Raw genomic sequence first — 18281 nt, 5'->3', positions numbered from 1 at the left:
ATGAGCAGCCAACAACGAGAGGCGAAAGTCTACGTCAACGGGTCGCTGGTGGGGACCCACCCCGATCCACACGAACTCGCAGAACAGATCCGCGAAGCGCGACGCATCGGCGACGTGTCCGAGATGGTCAACGTCTCGGTCAAAGATCGCACCCGCGAAGTGATCGTCAACGCCGACGCCGGTCGCGCACGACGACCGCTGTTGGTCGTCGAGGACGGTGAACCCCGCATCTCCGAACAGGAGATCGAGGCGCTCAAAGACGGTGACCTCGAGTTCGAGGATCTCGTCGATCACGGCTACATCGAGTTCATCGACGCCGAGGAAGAAGAGGACATCTTGGTCGCCGTCGACGAGGACGACCTCACCGAGAAACACACCCACCTCGAGATCGACCCGTCGCTGATCTTCTCGATCGGTGCGGGGATGATCCCCTATCCCGAGCACAACGCCTCGCCGCGTATTACGATGGGGGCAGGGATGATCAAGCAGTCGCTCGGACTGCCGAGCGCGAACTACCGAATTCGACCGGATACGCGCCAGCACCTGCTGCACTACCCGCAGCTCTCGATGGTCAAGACCCAGACCACCGAACAGATCGGCTACGACGAACGGCCGGCCGCACAGAACTTCGTCGTCGCCGTGATGAGCTACGAAGGGTTCAACATCGAGGACGCGCTGGTAATGAACAAAGCCAGTGTTGAACGCGCACTCGCGCGCTCGCACTTCTTCCGGACCTACGAGGGGGAGGAACGGCGCTATCCTGGTGGACAGGAAGACCGATTCGAGATTCCGAGCCAAGACGTCCGCGGTGCCCGCGGCGAGGAAGCCTACAACCACCTCGACGACGACGGCCTCGTCAACCCCGAGACGAAAGTCGACGAGAACTCCGTGCTGCTCGGGAAGACCTCGCCGCCGCGATTCCTCGAGGAACCCGACGATATGGGCGGGCTCTCGCCTCAGAAACGGCGTGAGACTTCCGTCACGATGCGCTCCGGCGAATCGGGCATCGTCGACACCGTCACGCTCATGGAGGGCGAGGACGGCTCGAAGCTCTCGAAGGTTTCCGTGCGTGACGAGCGGATCCCCGAACTCGGGGACAAGTTCGCGTCGCGACACGGCCAGAAGGGGGTCGTCGGCCACCTCGCACCACAGGAGGACATGCCGTTCACCGAGGAGGGCGTGGTGCCTGACCTCGTCGTCAACCCCCACGCGCTACCATCGCGGATGACTGTCGGTCACATTCTCGAGATGATCGGCGGCAAACTCGGCGCAATGGAGGGCCGGCGTGTCGACGGGACGCCGTTCCTCGGCGAGGACAAAGACGAGCTTCGTGGCGGACTCGAGGACGCTGGCTTCGATTCTGCCGGCAAGGAGACCATGTACTCCGGCGTCACTGGCGAGAAGATCGAGGCCGAGATCTTCGTCGGCGTCATTTTCTACCAGAAGCTCTACCACATGGTCTCGAACAAGCTGCACGCCCGCTCGCGCGGGCCGGTGCAGGTGCTGACCCGCCAGCCCACGGAGGGTCGTGCCCGCGAGGGTGGCCTCCGTATCGGGGAGATGGAACGCGACGTGTTCATCGGCCACGGAGCCGCCATGACGCTGAAAGAACGACTGCTCGACGAGTCCGACCGCGAGTTCATCCACATCTGTGCGAACTGTGGCATGAGCGCGGTCGAAAACGTCGAACAACGGCGTGTCTACTGTCCGAACTGCGACGAGGAGACCGATATCCACGAGATCGAGATGAGCTACGCGTTCAAGCTCCTCTTAGACGAGATGAAGGCGCTGGGTATCGCACCGCGACTCGAACTGGAGGACGCCGTCTAAACCATGCAAGATACGACACCCAAAGACATCGGGCAGATCTCCTTCGGGCTCATGGAGCCCGAGGAGTATCGGGAGATGAGCGCGACGAAGATCATCACGGCGGACACCTACGACGACGACGGGTTCCCCATCGACATGGGGCTGATGGACCCACGACTCGGCGTCATCGACCCCGGCCTCGAGTGTAAGACCTGCGGCAAGCACTCGGGTTCGTGTAACGGCCACTTCGGCCACATCGAACTGGCTGCGCCGGTCATCCACGTCGGCTTTACGAAGCTCATTCGGCGGCTCCTGCGGGGGACCTGTCGAGAGTGTTCCCGGCTGCTGTTGACCGAAGACGAGCGCGACGAGTTCCGCGATCAGATCGAGGAGTCCCGAAAGCTGAGCCGCGATCTCAACGACGTGACGAAAGCCGCGATTCGGCAGGCGCGCAAGAAGGATCGGTGTCCGTTCTGTGGCGAGATCCAGTACGACATCGACCACGAGAAGCCGACCACCTACTACGAGGTTCAGCAGGTGCTGACCAGCGAGTACTCCCAGCGCATCGCCGGCGCAATGCAGGGCGACGAGGAGGCTGGCGTCGAGCGAACGACGCCGGACGAGCTCGCCGAGAAGACCGAGATCGAGCTCACTCGAGTCAACGAGATCCTCTCGGGGTCGTTCCGCCCGCGTGAGAGTCAGCGCAAGGCCATCGAGAAGGCCCTTGATATCGACCTCACCGAGGAGGACACGAACAAGCTGATGCCAAGCGACATCCGGGACTGGTTCGAGAACATTCCGGACGAGGACATCGAGGTACTCGGCATCAACCCCGAACGCTCCCGTCCGGAGTGGATGATCCTCACCGTCCTTCCCGTCCCGCCGGTGACCGCACGCCCGTCGATTACGCTCGACAACGGCCAGCGCTCCGAGGACGACCTGACCCACAAGCTGGTCGACATCATCCGCATCAACCAGCGGTTCATGGAGAACCGCGAGGCGGGTGCGCCCCAGCTGATCATCGAGGACCTCTGGGAACTCCTGCAGTACCACGTCACGACGTTTATGGACAACGAGATCTCGGGGACGCCGCCGGCGCGACACCGCTCTGGGCGACCGCTCAAGACACTCTCCCAGCGCCTGAAAGGCAAAGAAGGTCGGTTCCGTGGCTCGCTGTCCGGGAAGCGTGTGAACTTCTCTGCGCGTACCGTGATCTCGCCGGACCCGACCCTCTCGCTCAACGAGGTCGGTGTCCCAGATCGGGTTGCCAAGGAGATGACCCAGACGATGAACGTCACCGAGCGCAACCTCGAGGACGCCCGCCGGTTCGTCTCGAACGGTCCCGAGGGCCACCCCGGTGCGAACTACGTCCGTCGACCGGACGGTCGCCGGCTGAAGGTAACCGAGAAGAACTGCGAGCAACTCGCCGAGAAAGTCGAAGCTGGCTGGGAAGTGAATCGCCACCTCATCGACGGCGACATCGTCATCTTCAACCGCCAGCCGTCGCTCCACCGGATGTCGATCATGGCCCACGAGGTCGTGGTCATGCCGTACAAGACGTTCCGGCTGAACACCGTCGTCTGTCCGCCGTATAACGCCGACTTCGACGGCGACGAGATGAACATGCACGCGCTGCAAAACGAGGAGGCCCGCGCCGAAGCGCGCGTCCTCATGCGCGTACAAGAGCAGATCCTGAGTCCCCGCTTCGGTGAGAACATCATCGGGGCGATCCAGGACCACATCAGTGGGATGTACCTCCTGACGAACGACAATCCCCGGTTCAACGAGACGCAGGCGCTCGACCTGCTGCGTGCGACCCGGATCGACGAACTACCCGAACCCAGCGGCGTCGACGACGAGGGCAAGCCGTTCTGGACCGGGTACGACGTCTTCTCCGAACTGCTGCCCGACGACCTGAACCTCGAGTTTACCGGTACTGTCGGCGACGAGGTCGTCATCGAAGACGGCCAGTTGCTCCAGGGGACCATCGCAGAGGACGAGGTCGGCGAGTTCGGCGGCGAGATCGTCGACACGATCACGAAGATCTACGGCAACACTCGCGCACGAATCTTCATCAACGAGGTCTCGACGCTGGCGATGCGTGCGATCATGCACTTCGGGTTCTCGATCGGGATCGACGACGAGACGATTCCCGGGGAAGCCCAGGAACGCATCGACGAGACCATCGAGGACGCCAACGATCGCGTCGAGGAACTGATCGAAGCCTACGAGCGCAACGAACTCGAGAGTCTCCCCGGTCGGACGATCGACGAGACCCTCGAGATGAAGATCATGCAGACGCTCTCCCGTGCGCGTGACAACGCCGGGAACATCGCCGACGAGCACTTCCAGGACGACAACCCGGCCGTCGTCATGGCCAACTCCGGTGCGCGTGGGTCGATGCTCAACCTGACCCAGATGGCCGGCGCCGTCGGCCAGCAGGCAGTTCGTGGCGAGCGGATCAACCGCGGCTACGAGGACCGGACCCTCAGCCACTACGAGCCCAACGACCTCTCGGCGGAGGCTCACGGCTTCGTCGAGAACTCCTACACCAGCGGCCTGACCCCGCGGGAGTTCTTCTTCCACGCGATGGGTGGCCGCGAGGGGCTGGTCGACACGGCAGTCCGGACCTCCAAGTCCGGCTACCTGCAGCGCCGGTTGATCAACGCGCTCTCCGAACTCGAGACGCAGTACGACGGCACGGTCCGGGACACCTCGGACACGATCGTCCAGTTCGAGTTCGGCGAGGACGGAACCTCTCCGGTCAAGGTCTCCTCCGGCGACGAGAACAACATCGACGTCGAGAACATCGCCAGCCAGGTGCTCGACTCCGAGTTCGAGTCCGAAGACGAAAAACAGGAGTTCCTCGGCTCGCGACCGCGGCCAACGAACCTCTCGGAACACGCAGACGATCGCCTTGCCGAGGGTACGGAGGTGACCTCCGATGACTAACGTCGAGTACGACGTCTCCGACGACACGATCGCGGTCGTCGAGGACACCGACCTGCCACGGCGACTCAAAGACGAAGTCTACGAGACGCTCGAGGCCCGCGAAGGCGCGACGGTCGAAGACGCCGACGAACTCGCGAAGGCCGTCGAGACTCGCTATCTCGACACGCGTGTCGACCCGCTCGACCCCGTCGGCACCGTCAGCGCACAGTCGATCGGTGAACCCGGGACCCAGCTGACGATGAACACGTTCCACTATGCGGGGGTCGCAGAGATCGACGTGACCCAGGGGCTGCCCCGTCTCATCGAGCTTGTCGACGCCCGGAAGACCCCGGACACGCCGATGATGACTGTCTACCTCGAGGGCGAGTACGCCACGGAACGCGAACGCGCCCACGAGGTCGTCTGGAAGATCGAAGCCACCAAAATCCTCGCGCTGGGTGACGTCTCGACGAACGTCGCGGACATGCGCGTCCAGATCTCGCTCAACGAAGACACCCTGAAAGAGCGGATGATCACGCCCGAGGAAGTCGCCGAGATCATCGAGGACTCGCTGGGTGTCAAGACGGTCCAGCAGGGCACTCAGATCGAGTTCGGTCCCGAAGAGCCGTCTTACCGCGACCTCCTCCAGCTCGTCGAAGAGCTGCGTGATATCACCTTCAAGGGCATCGAGGACATCTCCCGGGTCGTTATCCGCCGTGAGGAACTCGAAGACGGCGAGGAGTTCGTCCTCTACACCGAGGGATCGGCCTTCGGCGACGTCTTAGAGATCGAAGGCGTCGACGCCTCACGGACGACGTGTAACAACATTCACGAGATCCGTCGCAACCTCGGTATCGAGGCGGCCCGCGAAGCGATCATCGAGGAGACGAACAACACGCTAGCCGAGCAGGGGCTTGACGACGTGAACGTCCGGCACCTGATGCTCGTCTCGGACATCATGACCAACCGCGGCGAGATCGAGTCGATCGGTCGCCACGGCATCTCGGGTTCGAAGGAGTCCGTGCTTGCTCGTGCGGCGTTCGAGGTGACGGTCAACCACCTTCTCAACGCCGCAATCCACGGCGAGATCGACGATCTCGACGGTGTCACGGAGAACGTCATCGTTGGCAAACCGATCAAGCTCGGGACCGGCGACGTCGACCTTCGGATGGGGTCGACCACGTCCGGAAGCAGTCAGGCCGACTGATCGATGGGGGTTACCCTCGCCGACGACGCTCGCCAGTATCTTGCCGCCTTCGAGGATGTCACCGGTGTCGCCGGACGCGACTGTCTCGTCACCGACGGCGGTGACAGTCTCCTGATCGTCGTCGAACGCGGCAAGATGGGCGAGGCGATCGGCCCTGACGGGCGGACTGTCCAGCGGTTCGAGGATCGCGTCGACGCGCAGGCTCGACTGATCGAAGACGCAGCCGACCCCGAGACGTTCGTCGCGAACGCACTCGCGCCGGCAGCCGTCTACAACGTCACGATCAGCGAGAACAACGACACCGTCGCCTACGTCGAAGTCGCCGAATCCGATCGCGGGGTCGCGATCGGAACCAACGGGCGGACGATCGACTCCGCCCGCACCCTCGCGAAGCGCCACTTCGACATCGACGACGTGCAGTTGCTGTAGGCACGCGTCGGGATTCGTTCGATCTCTGGTCGCTATTCGTCGCTCGATATACAGACATCGCTCATTCTGCGTCCCGGTCAGACTCGCTCGAGCGCCGGTCGACTCTCATCTCGTGGTCTTCGACGCGCGTGAATTCTGATTCGTTCAGCGACTGGACTACCACCGGACTCACCTCGATCGTCGCCGACGGTTGGTGGGGTACGCCGGAAAACTGCGACCATAGCGACAGTAGCTCTTCGACTGGTTCGTCGACGATCGAAATCGAAAGCGGTTGCTCCTGACCGAGCAGGGCAGGAGCATCGGTCGGCTCGATCCGACTGTTGTCGTGGAACAGTTGGAGGACTGCACCGAGACGCTGTTGGCGTTTGAAAGGATTCGTCCGCCCCTCATCGTCGCTTTCACCACCGTCGCCGACGGCGTATGCAGTCACGAGATAGCGTATCGAAAGCACTAGCGGTCGATCCTGTCGCGCCGTCCCGGATATCGTTCGGCTCCCCGATCCCATCGCGGTGTCCGTTTCGATCCGATACGGATAGAGTGTGATATCGACGCTCGAGAGGGAGTCGACATCGGCGGGAGAGGCCACTTCGACCCGATGCGAACCGATGGGACTCCGCTCGCCAGCGTTCGCTTTTATCAGCTCGAGCAATACGTTACTGACGTCTGCAATGGCGCTGTCTGTCATTGGATCGTAACTACCGAGCCAATACTTATATCTACTAATCCCATTGTATAATTTTCCATACGAAACCGCCAAATCAACACAGTGATCGACCCGTTCGTATCCAGCGCGGTACTTCTGGTCGAACCGCTCGTTCGCCCCCGGTCGGTTGGCTGCCGCAACTGCTCGTGGCACGGAACTGAGCGTCGATCGAGCACCCGACGTTCGGAAACCTCTCGTCCGCCGAACGCCGCTAACCCGCGCTCCGTCCGTAACTCGAGCCGTCGAAACGCCCGCAGATTCGGCGAGCGATGTATCTAAAGCGATCTCGACCCGTCTCGTAGATTCGAAACGGGTCGCTTAAGTGGCTTCGACGGATAGCGACGGGTACTATGGCAAACGGCAAATATGCCGCGCGCAAGCTCAAGAAGGACCGCCAGAACCAGCGGTGGTCCGACTCTGACTACGCGCGCCGCGCCCGTGGACTTCGCGAGAAGTCCGACCCCCTCGAGGGAGCGCCCCAGGCACGTGGTATCGTACTCGAAAAGGTCGGCATCGAGGCAAAGCAGCCAAACTCGGCGATCCGAAAGTGCGTCCGAGTGCAGCTGATCAAAAACGGGAAGCAGGTCACTGCGTTCTGTCCCGGTGACGGTGCAATCTCGTTCATCGACGAACACGACGAAGTCACCATCGCCGGTATCGGTGGGGCGAAGGGCCGTGCGATGGGTGACCTCTCCGGTGTCAACTACAAGGTTGACAAGGTCAATGGCGTCGCGCTGAAAGAACTCGTTCGCGGGAACGCAGAAAAACCGGTGCGATAATCATGGCTGCAGAAGACCAACCGGACCCGGACGCGCCAGCCGGCGGCGCAGACGTTTCAGCGAAGCTCTTCGGTGAGTGGGAGATCGGCGAAATCGAGTACGCCGACCCCTCGACCGAGCGCTACATCACGGTCTCGCCCGTCGCGCACACCGCGGGTCGCCACGCCAGCAAACAGTTCAAGAAGTCCGAAATCTCGATCGTCGAGCGCTTCATCAACCGCTTGATGCAGACCGAGGAGAACACGGGCAAGAAACAGCAGACGCTCAACTACGTCCGTGATGCGTTCGAGCTCATCCACGAGCGCACCGAGGACAACCCGATTCAGGTGCTCGTGACGGCCGTCGAGAACGCGGCCCCGCGAGAGGAGACCGTCCGCCTCAAATACGGTGGGATTTCGGTCCCGAAGGCCGTCGACGTCGCCCCCCAGCGTCGGGTCGACCAAGCACTGAAGTTCCTCGCCGAAGGCGTCTACAACGACTCGTTCAAGACGGCAACGCCCGTCGCAGAGGCTATCGCCAGCCAGCTCATTGGCGCGGCCAACTACGACGTCCAGACCTACGCGGTTAGTCAGAAAGAAGAAAAAGAGCGCGTCGCGGCAGCTGCACGCTAACGCGATCCGTCAAGTCGGTTTCGGCGGCATTCTCGTCTTTCTATCTCTCGACTTCTCCTTAGACACCAGTCTATAGATTTTCTTACAAGAACTAAAACGGCCTTGGAGCTGCCGGAATGAATATATAATTAGACACTCGAGACCGGTCCGAACAGGGTGGTGTCCCGTGGCAGCGTTACTCCGGACTCACCGATACCCATCCGGAGCTATCGGTTCCATCGTGGATAATCCATCGTTCCTGGAACTCGCTGTCGTGTTCGCGCAACTCGACGACGATGTCGAAAAGCGGCGGGAGAGTCGGGACGATCCGTGCGTCTCGCTCGACAGGGAGATGATAGTGCACCATTCCGGTGGCGTCTTGGGTTCGTCCGTTGATCAAATGGAGAAACTTGAACACGTGTTGCTGGCCGTACTCCTCGAGCAGCGGGAGCAGTGAGTCGATACCGACTCTGAGTTCGGCTGGCTCGAGGCTGTCCGTATCGGCTTCGAAGGTATCGATCGCACTTGCGATGGCGATACCCAGCTCGGAGAGGGTGTCGACGTCGGTGGTCGACGGTTCGATCGACGGCGAGGTGGATGGGGTCGTCGCTGTGGCACTGCGGGCCCGAGCATCGTAGCTAATGACAGAAAGCGTTTCGGGACCGGTTGCATCGACGTGATGTGACACGGGGTGGGGACCTTCGGTTGTCGAAACGAGGACGCGCCGTCGGACACGGTCTGTCGGACAGCCAAGCAGTCGCTGACAGGTGTCCTGACGGTGTGCCGGTCGAACGGAGCCGACGACGAGAACGCTTGCCCCTTGGCGTTTCAGTCGTGTTAACTCGTCGGAGAAGCCGTCCCCGTTCGTCCCCGCGCAGTCCGTTCCCGAAATCATTCCTAGTATGTTCCACTGGTGATTGTATCAAACAATAAGTGTTTGGGCCGACTGTAGTTGCCGTCTGAGTCCGATTGTGGGCTGCTGCTCTACGGAGACGCCGATTCCCTTGATCGGTCAGTCCGCGGCAAGGCCCTCGCCGCCGACGTACGATCGCGTCGCGTCGACGAGCACTTGCCGGTACGTGCTCGTATCGGGCTCACGTGCGAGTTCTCGGAAGCGGTGGTTGAACTCCTCGAACGCAACCCCTGGTGCGTCCATCGCGGCCGCATGCGCGAGATCGTACAGCCGGTGCTCGGTGTCGACGAGGTCGTGTCGTTCCGCGAGTGCCAGTGCGAAAGCTGCGTTGACGGCGGTAATTTCGGGATCGGCGCTCGCAGAGAGCCGCTCGAGGCCGGGTCGTGGCGGCGTCTCGGGGCGGTCGATGACTGCGGCGGCGAGACTCGCCTCGAGAAAGGAGAGCAGTTTTTCACCGGGGCTGACCGAGAGTGTGATGTCGTCGGCGTAGATATCTTTCATGTGGTTTGCGATCTGGTAACAGTGTGAGAGCTTGCGCCGCTCGACGCGCCTGCCGGCCAGTGCGAGGTAGAGCACTTCTTCGGTCGACTGGGTGTGGGAGGGATGGCGCTGTTCGTGGCGGGCCATGTGGGCGAATTCGTGGAGGGCGAGTTCGCGAGCCATCGCCGACGAGGCGGCCTGTCGCGAGATGTTGAGCACGTGGTGGTCGTCGTAGTGGGCAGCCCAGGTCCGTTCGTCGGGGTCGTCCCGGAGGTGGACGGAGACTGGCAGCGAGAGGTCGTGTTCGGTCTCGAAGATATCTCGGGCGCTGAGGAACGGAGAAACCGGACCAGGTCCCTGGACACGTACATCCATGGTTGTACGTACCAAGGCGTCCAGCGCTATTACAGTAACGGCTGGCGTCACGTTGTGAACCGGAGAATACGAATATTATCTGTCAAGTTTTCATCCAGGCCACTCCCTGCCCACCGAACGCGTCCTGCTTCAGTCTCCCATTATGGCACGATCTACTTTCCTCGTGAACTGAATTTACATCGTGAATGAACGACCGGCGATGATGTGACATTCAACTCTGGCACTAGAGTCCCAACTGAAACGAGTGACACAGTGATCGTGCGGTCAGGTGTGCAGTGACGATCAGTGGCTACGATATCAACTGGGCCCGCTGAGCAAACTGCGTGGTATTCACTCACGCAAATTGGACATTCCGGCGTTCGAACCGTGAAATACGACGGATTTCGGCGGCGACGAAACACTACCCTTTTGACCCCGCTGGCGGTAACAGGGTGTATATGGGCCGACGCAAAAAGATCGTCCAAGAGTGTGAACGGCTGATGGACGAACCGGAGAACATCCGGAACATCGCCATCGCCGCTCACGTCGATCACGGGAAAACGACGCTTTCTGACAACCTGCTGGCTGGTGCCGGTATGATCTCCGACGAGACTGCCGGCGAACAGCTCGCGATGGACACGGAAGAAGACGAACAGGAACGTGGGATCACTATCGACGCGGCAAACGTTTCGATGACCCACGAGTACGAGGGGACCAACCACCTCATCAACCTCATCGACACGCCGGGCCACGTCGACTTCGGTGGCGACGTCACGCGTGCGATGCGTGCTGTAGACGGTGCACTCGTCGTCGTCGACGCCGTCGAAGGGGCAATGCCCCAGACCGAGACGGTCCTGCGACAGGCACTCCGCGAGGGTGTCAAGCCGACCCTGTTCATCAACAAGGTCGACCGCCTCATCTCCGAACTCCAGGAAGGACCCGAAGAGATGCAAAAGCGACTCCTCGCCGTCATCCAGGACGTCAACGAACTCATCCGCGGGATGACCGAGGAAATGGACGATATCGAAGACTGGACCGTCTCCGTCGAAGACGGCACCGTCGGTTTCGGCTCCGCACTGTACAAGTGGGGTGTCTCGATGCCGTCGATGCAGCGTACCGGCATGGACTTCGGCGAGATCATGGAACTCGAGCGCGCCGACAAGCGCCAGGAACTCCACGAGCGGACGCCCCTGTCGGACGTCGTCCTCGACATGGTCTGTGAGCACTTCCCGAACCCTGTCGACGCTCAGCCCCGCCGTATCCCACGCATCTGGCGTGGTGACGCCGAGAGCGACCTTGCCGAAGAGATGCGTCTCGTCGACGAGGACGGCAATGTCGTCTTCATGGTCACCGACATCGCGATGGACCCACACGCTGGCGAAGTCGCCTCCGGTCGTGTCTTCTCGGGCTCCCTCGAGAAGGGCCAGGAGCTGTACGTCTCGGGCACTGCGGGCAAGAACCGCGTCCAGAGCGTCGGTATCTACATGGGTGGCGAACGCGAGGAAGTCGACCACGTCCCTGCCGGGAACATCGCAGCCGTTACCGGCCTGCGCGACGCGATCGCCGGTTCGACCGTCTCGAGCGTCGAGATGACGCCCTTCGAGTCGATCGAACACATCTCGGAGCCGGTCATCACGAAGAGCGTGGAGGCCCAGACGATGGACGACCTCCCCAAACTCATCGAGACGCTTCGACAGGTCTCGAAAGAGGACCCGACGATCCAGATTACGATCAACGAAGACACCGGCGAACACCTGATCTCCGGACAGGGTGAGCTTCACCTCGAGGTCATCACCCAGCGTATCGAGAAGAACCAGGGCATCCCGGTCAACACCGGTGAGCCGATCGTCGTCTACCGCGAGGCTATCGACCGTGCAAGCGACGAGGTCGAAGGCATCTCGCCAAACCGCCACAACCGCTTCTACATCTCCGCCGAGCCGCTCAGCGAGGAGATCGTCGAGACGATCCGAATGGGCGAGGCGTCGATGAACATGCCCGAACTCGAGCGCCGTGAAGCGCTCCAGGAAGCCGGCATGGACAAAGACGACTCCCAGGTCGTCGAGCACATCCACGGCACGAACATCCTGCTCGACCAGACGAAAGGGATCCAGCACCTGAACGAAACGATGGAGCTGTTCATCGAGGGGCTCGAGGAGGCCCTCGACAACGGTCCGCTCGCCAACGAGCCGGTCCAGGGAACGCTCATCCGTCTGCACGACGCCAAGCTCCACGAGGACACCATCCACCGTGGTCCCGCACAGGTCATCCCCGCGACCCGCGAGGCTGTCCACAAGTCGCTCATCGACGGCCACATCAAGATGATGGAGCCGATGCAGGACGTCCGTATCGACGTGCCAAACGACCACATGGGCGCTGCCTCCGGCGAGATTCAGGGTCGCCGTGGCCGCGTCGACGACATGTACCAGGAAGGTGACCTCATGGTCGTCGAGGGTATCGCACCCGTCGACGAGATGATCGGCTTCGCAAGCGACATCCGCTCTGCGACCGAGGGTCGTGCCTCCTGGAACACCGAAAACGCCGGCTTCGAGTTCATGTCTGACTCTCTCCAGCGCGATAAGATCATGGAGATCCGAGAGCGCAAGGGCATGAAGCTCGAACTGCCGCCAAGCATCGACTACATCTAATCGGCTGCTCCGACGGGCACCAGCCCGTTACTCTGCTGTTCCTGCTGTTTTCTTTCGACGCTGGGCCTCGAGCGACAGCGCTCTGCAGGCGATAGCAGCCGACATCGACCGCGTGAACGACGCGGTGGCGTTCGAGAGAATGGGTCGTCAGTCGTAGCGCGGCTCGAATTCAACCGTTTCGTTCTCTCCCTGTTCTTCCCGCTGCGAGTACCAACTCCATCAATTCCGGAACGTTTTGGCAGCGCCGAGAGAATGCGGCTTCCACAAGGAGCCAGCGCTCGCTGACGAGGTGTATCGAGCGGTTACTCGCGCTCGCCCGCACCAAGCGCCGACTCGCCGACCTTCTCGTGGCCCTCGATGACTTCCTTGTCACCCATGTACGGCTGCAGGGGTTCGGGGATCGTCACCGTGCCGTCCTCGTTCTGGTAGTACTCGAGGAGCGCCACCATCACCCGCGGAATCGCGAGTCCGGAGGCATTCAGGGTGTGGAGGTAGTCGGCCGATTCGTGGCGCTCGGGTCGGTAGCGCAGGCCGGCGCGACGGGCCTGGAAGTCCTCGAAGTTCGATGCCGAGGAGACCTCGAGCCAGCGGCCGCCTTCGTCGGGGCCGTCGTCCATGTCGTCGCCGGGAGCCCAGACCTCGATGTCGTAGGTTTTGGCGGAGGCAAAGGTCAGATCGCCGGTACAGAGCTCGAGGATGCGGTAGGGAAGTCCAAGCCGTTTGAGGACTTCCTCGGCCTCCTCGAGAAGGCTCTCGAGGCGGTCGTAGCTCTCCTCGGGTTCGACGAAGTTGACGAGTTCGACCTTGTTGAACTGGTGGACGCGGACGATGCCGCGGGTTTCGGTGCCGTGTTCGCCGGCTTCGCGCCGGAAGTTGGGCGTGTAGGCCTGGTGTTTGAGTGGGAGGTCGTCGTCGAGTAAAATCTCGCCGGCGTACATGTTGGTGACCGGCACCTCCGCGGTCGGACAGAGCCAGAGGTCCTCGTCGTCGTACTCCTCTTCGTTGCTGCCGCCCAGCCGGTAGGCGTCGTCGGCGAACTTCGGCAGTTGGCCCGTGCCGCGCATCGAGGTGCTCTTGACTGGAATCGGCGGGAAGAGGTCGACGTAGCCCTGCTCTCGGTGGATGTCCATCATGAACTGGATCAGGGCGTGCTCGAGCTGTGCGCCCTCGCCTTTGAGGAAATAAAAGCCCGAGCCCGTCGTCTTCGCGGCGCGTTCCTCGTCGATGATATCCAGATCTTCGCCGAGGTCGTAGTGAGGGGTGATCTCGTCGGGCAGGTCACGCAGGTCGTCGAATCCCCAGCGCCGGTCCTCGACGTTGTGGCGCTCGTCGAGGCCCAGCGGGACGCTCTCGTCGGGGATCTGTGGAATCTCGAGGATGCGTTCTCGGAGTTCCTCCTCGAGTTCGACGCCTTCTTCCTCGACCTCTTCGATCTCGGCTTTAAGTTCTCGCGAGCGCTTGATGGCCTCCTCGCGCTCCTCTTCTTTGCCCTCCGCGACGAGCTTGCCGATTTTCTTGGTGATCTGGTTGCGCTCGTGGCGCAGGTCGTCGCCGCGGGCTTTCAGCTCGCGCCAGCGTTCGTCGAGCTCGAGAAACTCGTCGATGTCGACGTCGGCCCCGCGGTTCTCGAGGGCGTCGCGTACCTCCTCTGTGTTCTCGCGGATATAGGTCCGGTCGAGCATTGGTCTTGCCCGTGCGTTCTGTGTGCCCGGGCAAAACCGTGTCGGAAGGCTGCGTCTCACGAGCGTCTGCGACAGCGGCGGGAAACGCTTTTTTCGTCGGCGGGCCGACTCTCGAGACATGGACCCGCTCGAGGGCGAGACGACGTCGGCGTCGATCGAGTACGAGCCCGTCAGCGTCAAGGACGTACTCGTGGAGATGAAAGACACTGCGGAGCTGTTGATCGACCTCTCGTACTCGGCGGTCCTCCACCGCAGCGAGGAACTCGCCACCGAGGTCCTCCGGCTTGAGGAGCGCATGGACGTCCTCGAGCTCCGCGCGCGGATGAGCCTCCTGATGGCCGCGCGCAAGCCAGCCGACGCCGAACAGCTCGCGCCCGTGTTGGGGATCGTCGGCGCGGCAGACGGGATCAGCGACGCTGCCGGTGACATCGCGAAGATCGTCCTCGAGGACATGGGGCTGCCCGAGGCGATGCGGGCGGCGCTGCCGGAGGCCGCGGGCACGCTGGTCCGAGGCGTCGTCGATCCGGACTCGCCGTATGCGGGCCGGACGCTCAAGGAAATCGACCTCGAGTCCGAGACGGGCGTGCGCGCGATCGCGCTTCGGCGTGGCACCGACTGGCTGCTCAACCCGGGACCGAACACGCGCGTCGAGGCCGACGACGTGGCGTTGTTGCGCGGCCCCGACTCGTCGATCGGCGACGTTTGTGAGGCGCTGACCGGCGAGGACTACGAGGCACCGACCGTCGAGGCTCCCGACATCGACGATCTCGAGCGGGCCGTCGATACGATCATCCACATGAAGGACTTCTCCGAGCTGGCCGTCGACTTGGCCTACAGCAGCGTGCTGTTCGACAGCGAGGAACTCGCCGAGGAGGTCCGCAACCTCGAGGTTGAAGTCGACGCGATGCAGTCGCGGTTCGAGGCCTGGACGCTTCGGGCGGCCGCTGACGCGAGCGATCCGGTCGTTTTACGCGGGTTGATCCAGCTTGGCAACTCGACGGAGCGGATCAGCGACACCGCGATCGAGATCAGCGAGGGTGTCCTGCGCGATATCGACGTCCACCCCGTCGTGCAGATGGCCGTTCAGGAGAGCGACGAGATTATCACTCGCGTCGTGGTCGATCCGGGCAGCGACCTCGACGGCACTGCGGTGACTGCCGGCGTGCCCGATGCCGATTCGATGATGTCGGTGATCGCTATCCGCCGGCCCGGCGAGGGGTGGCTGCTGGTCGCTGACGCCGACGCCGAGTTACGCGGTGGTGACGTGCTCATCTCGAAGGGGACCCGGACGGCTGCAGCCGACTTCCGCGAGCTCGCGACCGCGGAACCCTGATTTGGGCTCCATTCGCCATTTAAGTACCTCTGGTCACAAAGCAGAGCTATGACGGGAGGTCGTCCGTTCTCGAGTATTCTCATCTCGTAGCACCGCGTCCATAGCTGCCGGTGCACGCACGCTCGCACCCGGGTGATCAGGACGTTCGCCCGGTTCACGTGACTCAGTTCAGCACGACGATCGCGACGCCCGAGAGGACGACCACACCGAGGATGTCACAGAGATTCGTAACCACTGGGATCGTGGTATCGTCCGGATCGAGGCCCCGCGTGTAGGAGACGTAGGTCGCGGCGATGCTCAGCCCGATCGCGATCACTGCCAGCGTCATGCCACTGCTGACCGAGATCAGCAGCAACTCGCCGAGTGTCATCGGCTCGGCGATGAGCTGGCCGACCACCCAGGCGGCGATACCGAGCGTCGAAAAGACCGTCGCCGCCAGCCCCAGGATCGCCAGCACGTTCGTCCACAGCACTTCGTCGCGAACGTCGAACTCGAGCAACCCCAGGTGAAGCCGCGTCGAAAGCCGCGAGGAGAGGATCGCACCGAGATTTCCACCCATCCCGATCATCACGGGGACGAGTACCAGCAGGGTCGGGTTTCCGAGGTAGGTTTCCTGGAGTTCCTCGAGGACGTAGCCCGACCCCATCTCAAGGACCGAGAGGCCGATCAGAATCGGAAACATCGTCCCGACGATGTGGCTGATTGTCCAGGTATCGAGTGCGTCGTCCGTGTCGGCGGTCCCCATCAGAACAACACCTCAGCGATCGTGAGTGCAATAAAGAGGAAGACGACGCCGAAGACGTCGCCGAGCGTGGTGACGATCGGGCCGATCAGGTTGTCCGGGTCGAGGCCGTACTCGTAGCTTGCAAACACCAGCGTTAGCAAGCCGAAAATCAGCGTTGTCGACGTGAGCACGCCCGAAACGACCATGATAGAAATGAGCTCGATAAGCCGTGCCGATTCACGTCCCAGCACGTGCAAGATCCCCCACGAGAGGACGGCGATGAACACCGAGACGCCGATCCCGTTGATAAAGGAGGCGGCGACGGCGTTGACCAGCCGTCGATCCCACGAGAATTCGGGGTCGATCATCCCCTGATGGAGGCCACTCGAGATCCGCGCGCCTAGCGCGCCGTAGACGTTCCCCCGGGTCGCGAGGAACGCGGGCAGCAACAACAGCATGCCGGGAAACCGTTCGAACCCTGCTGTCATCCCTTCGGAACCGAGGACCGAGCCCGCGAAGATACCGCCGACGAGACTAACCACGAGAATCGGCAGCGACTCGCGGTAGATGCGCCACGCGGATTGGCGACCCTCCATAGCGGCGAATGACGTAGTCCGAACATAAACCTACCGCGGGTCGAACGCGAGCGAATCGCACAATGGGTTGTGGGTTGCTACCAGTCCTGAACGAACGCGAACGTGTTTCGGCACAGGGGAGATGGGACGCGTCAGTACACCATCCTCAGATAGGACTCGCCGTGACGAGCCCCCACGCAAGCCCGATCGCCGCGAGCGAACACACCAGGTTGACGACGGCGTTGCCCACTGCCCGGGCGCGGTCACCGCGTTCGTACAGCCGAACGGTTTCGACCGAAAACGACGAGAAGGTCGTAAACGAGCCACAGATCCCTGTCCCGACCAGTTGCAGCGTCGACTCGCCCGCGCCCGCGAGCACCACGAGTCCGAGGGCGAAACTGCCCACGACGTTGACGACGAACGTCGACAGCGGGAACTGGGAACTCGGCACGCGACTCGAGATCCGCTGGCCGACCCAGTATCGGAGGAGTGCGCCGATCGCGCCGCCGGTGCCGACGACGTGAGCCGGGTCGGGGTCGAACGTGACGAGTCTGGCAGCGAGTGCGTCCGCACCGACCGTCAGGCTTGCGCTCACGTGGTCTCACCGCCGGCTGGTCGTGATCCATCGAGCTGTCGGGCGAGTGCACGACCCACGAGGACGCCGGCTAATCCAAGGCCGTAGTTGGCGGCGACGATCCCGCCGATCGCGAGCGGGTCCGCCGCGAACGCGGTCTGAAGCGCGAACGTGCTGTAGGTCGTCAGCGAGGAGAGGAACCCGGTTGCGAAGACTGTCCGCGCCTGTGAGCCGATGTGACCCGTATACTCGGCTTCGTAGACTAACAGGCCGAGCACCGCACTCCCAACGGCGTTGACGAAGACGATCGACGGTACGTCCGCGAGCAGGTCCATCACGAACAACCGGAGGTTCGAGCCGGCGAAGCCGCCGACGGCGATCAGTGCGAGCGTCTCGAGTCGAACGAGGGAATGATCGGCTGCCATAGCGAGGTGTGTGGCAGGGACCGTCAGCCGGCCGTCATGGCGTCTCCGTGGGAATATACCCGCAGCGGCGGTCGGCAGTTGGGTCAGGCGGGCCCCATCGCCCAGTTGTCCCGACACTCTCCGTTGTC

Annotated in this window: 16 protein-coding genes; 8 read left to right on the top strand and 8 right to left on the bottom strand. The window is 62.4% G+C overall.

From position 1 onward, the window contains the following. The 4 genes from rpoB to ACERI1_RS05460 are packed head-to-tail and all read left to right on the top strand — an operon-like array spanning nt 1 to nt 6376. A complete protein-coding gene (gene rpoB, locus ACERI1_RS05475) occupies nt 1-1830 on the top strand; it encodes a DNA-directed RNA polymerase subunit B (protein WP_373617065.1) in 1830 nt (609 codons plus the stop codon). Nucleotides 1831-1833: 3 nt separating this feature from the next. After that, nucleotides 1834-4761, top strand: a complete 2928-nt coding sequence (locus ACERI1_RS05470) for a DNA-directed RNA polymerase subunit A' (protein WP_373617064.1) — start codon at nt 1834-1836, stop codon at nt 4759-4761. Continuing rightward, nucleotides 4754-5947 carry a DNA-directed RNA polymerase subunit A'' gene (gene rpoA2, locus ACERI1_RS05465; protein WP_373617063.1) on the top strand — a complete coding sequence of 398 codons (1194 nt, stop codon included), beginning with the start codon at nt 4754-4756 and terminating at the stop codon, nt 5945-5947. Before ACERI1_RS05470 ends, rpoA2 begins: the two co-directional genes overlap by 8 nt. 3 nt (nt 5948-5950) lie before the next feature. Beyond that, a complete protein-coding gene (locus ACERI1_RS05460) occupies nt 5951-6376 on the top strand; it encodes a NusA-like transcription termination signal-binding factor (RefSeq protein WP_373617062.1) in 426 nt (141 codons plus the stop codon). A 61-nt stretch (nt 6377-6437) separates the two neighbouring features. Here the strand turns inward: ACERI1_RS05460 and ACERI1_RS05455 are convergent, their stop codons facing one another. Beyond that, the gene (locus tag ACERI1_RS05455; protein ID WP_373617061.1) at nt 6438-7061 is read right to left on the bottom strand and encodes a DUF4255 domain-containing protein; all 624 of its coding nucleotides are present in this window, start codon (nt 7059-7061) and stop codon (nt 6438-6440) included. 368 nt (nt 7062-7429) lie between these two features. Here ACERI1_RS05455 and ACERI1_RS05450 point away from each other — a divergent pair, with 368 nt between their 5' ends. Beyond that, nucleotides 7430-7858, top strand: coding sequence for a 30S ribosomal protein S12 (locus tag ACERI1_RS05450; RefSeq protein WP_004267302.1), 429 nt, complete (start codon nt 7430-7432; stop codon nt 7856-7858). Nucleotides 7859-7860: 2 nt separating this feature from the next. Then, a complete protein-coding gene (locus ACERI1_RS05445) occupies nt 7861-8469 on the top strand; it encodes a 30S ribosomal protein S7 (protein WP_373617060.1) in 609 nt (202 codons plus the stop codon). A 175-nt stretch (nt 8470-8644) separates the two neighbouring features. On the opposite strand, the gene ACERI1_RS05440 is transcribed toward ACERI1_RS05445, so the two are convergent. Both ACERI1_RS05440 and ACERI1_RS05435 read right to left on the bottom strand, forming a co-directional pair. After that, nucleotides 8645-9343 carry a hypothetical protein gene (locus ACERI1_RS05440; protein WP_373617059.1) on the bottom strand — a complete coding sequence of 233 codons (699 nt, stop codon included), beginning with the start codon at nt 9341-9343 and terminating at the stop codon, nt 8645-8647. A 117-nt stretch (nt 9344-9460) separates the two neighbouring features. Further along, the gene (locus ACERI1_RS05435) at nt 9461-10216 is read right to left on the bottom strand and encodes a DUF5781 family protein (RefSeq protein ID WP_373617058.1); all 756 of its coding nucleotides are present in this window, start codon (nt 10214-10216) and stop codon (nt 9461-9463) included. 437 nt (nt 10217-10653) lie between these two features. Between ACERI1_RS05435 and ACERI1_RS05430 the strand changes: the two genes are divergently transcribed. Next, nucleotides 10654-12840 (top strand): elongation factor EF-2, encoded by a 2187-nt coding sequence (locus ACERI1_RS05430; protein ID WP_373617057.1) that lies wholly within the window; start codon nt 10654-10656, stop codon nt 12838-12840. Between the two features lie 302 nt (nt 12841-13142). On the opposite strand, the gene serS is transcribed toward ACERI1_RS05430, so the two are convergent. Next, nucleotides 13143-14522: a serine--tRNA ligase gene (serS, locus tag ACERI1_RS05425; RefSeq protein WP_373617056.1), complete on the bottom strand. Its 1380-nt coding sequence runs from the start codon at nt 14520-14522 to the stop codon at nt 13143-13145. A 118-nt stretch (nt 14523-14640) separates the two neighbouring features. Between serS and ACERI1_RS05420 the strand changes: the two genes are divergently transcribed. Continuing rightward, nucleotides 14641-15855: a potassium channel family protein gene (locus ACERI1_RS05420; RefSeq protein WP_373617055.1), complete on the top strand. Its 1215-nt coding sequence runs from the start codon at nt 14641-14643 to the stop codon at nt 15853-15855. A gap of 163 nt (nt 15856-16018) precedes the next feature. Here ACERI1_RS05420 and ACERI1_RS05415 read toward each other — a convergent pair whose 3' ends face one another. The 4 genes from ACERI1_RS05415 to ACERI1_RS05400 form a co-directional block, all read right to left on the bottom strand. Further along, nucleotides 16019-16600: a magnesium transporter gene (locus tag ACERI1_RS05415; RefSeq protein WP_373617054.1), complete on the bottom strand. Its 582-nt coding sequence runs from the start codon at nt 16598-16600 to the stop codon at nt 16019-16021. Next, the gene (locus ACERI1_RS05410) at nt 16600-17175 is read right to left on the bottom strand and encodes a magnesium transporter (protein ID WP_373617052.1); all 576 of its coding nucleotides are present in this window, start codon (nt 17173-17175) and stop codon (nt 16600-16602) included. The genes ACERI1_RS05415 and ACERI1_RS05410 overlap by 1 nt, the downstream gene beginning before the upstream one ends. Nucleotides 17176-17320: 145 nt before the next feature. Next, entirely contained in the window at nt 17321-17749 is a 429-nt protein-coding gene (crcB, locus tag ACERI1_RS05405) for a fluoride efflux transporter CrcB (protein WP_373617051.1), read from the bottom strand. Further along, nucleotides 17746-18153 carry a CrcB family protein gene (locus tag ACERI1_RS05400; RefSeq protein ID WP_373617050.1) on the bottom strand — a complete coding sequence of 136 codons (408 nt, stop codon included), beginning with the start codon at nt 18151-18153 and terminating at the stop codon, nt 17746-17748. Before ACERI1_RS05400 ends, crcB begins: the two co-directional genes overlap by 4 nt. Between the last annotated feature and the right edge of the window lie 128 nt (nt 18154-18281).

Origin of the sequence: Natrinema sp. HArc-T2 (genome assembly GCF_041821085.1) — an archaeon.
GTDB lineage: Archaea > Halobacteriota > Halobacteria > Halobacteriales > Natrialbaceae > Natrinema.
The sequence above is the reverse complement of the archived record's forward strand: the minus strand, read 5'-3'. Positions and strand labels throughout refer to the sequence as shown.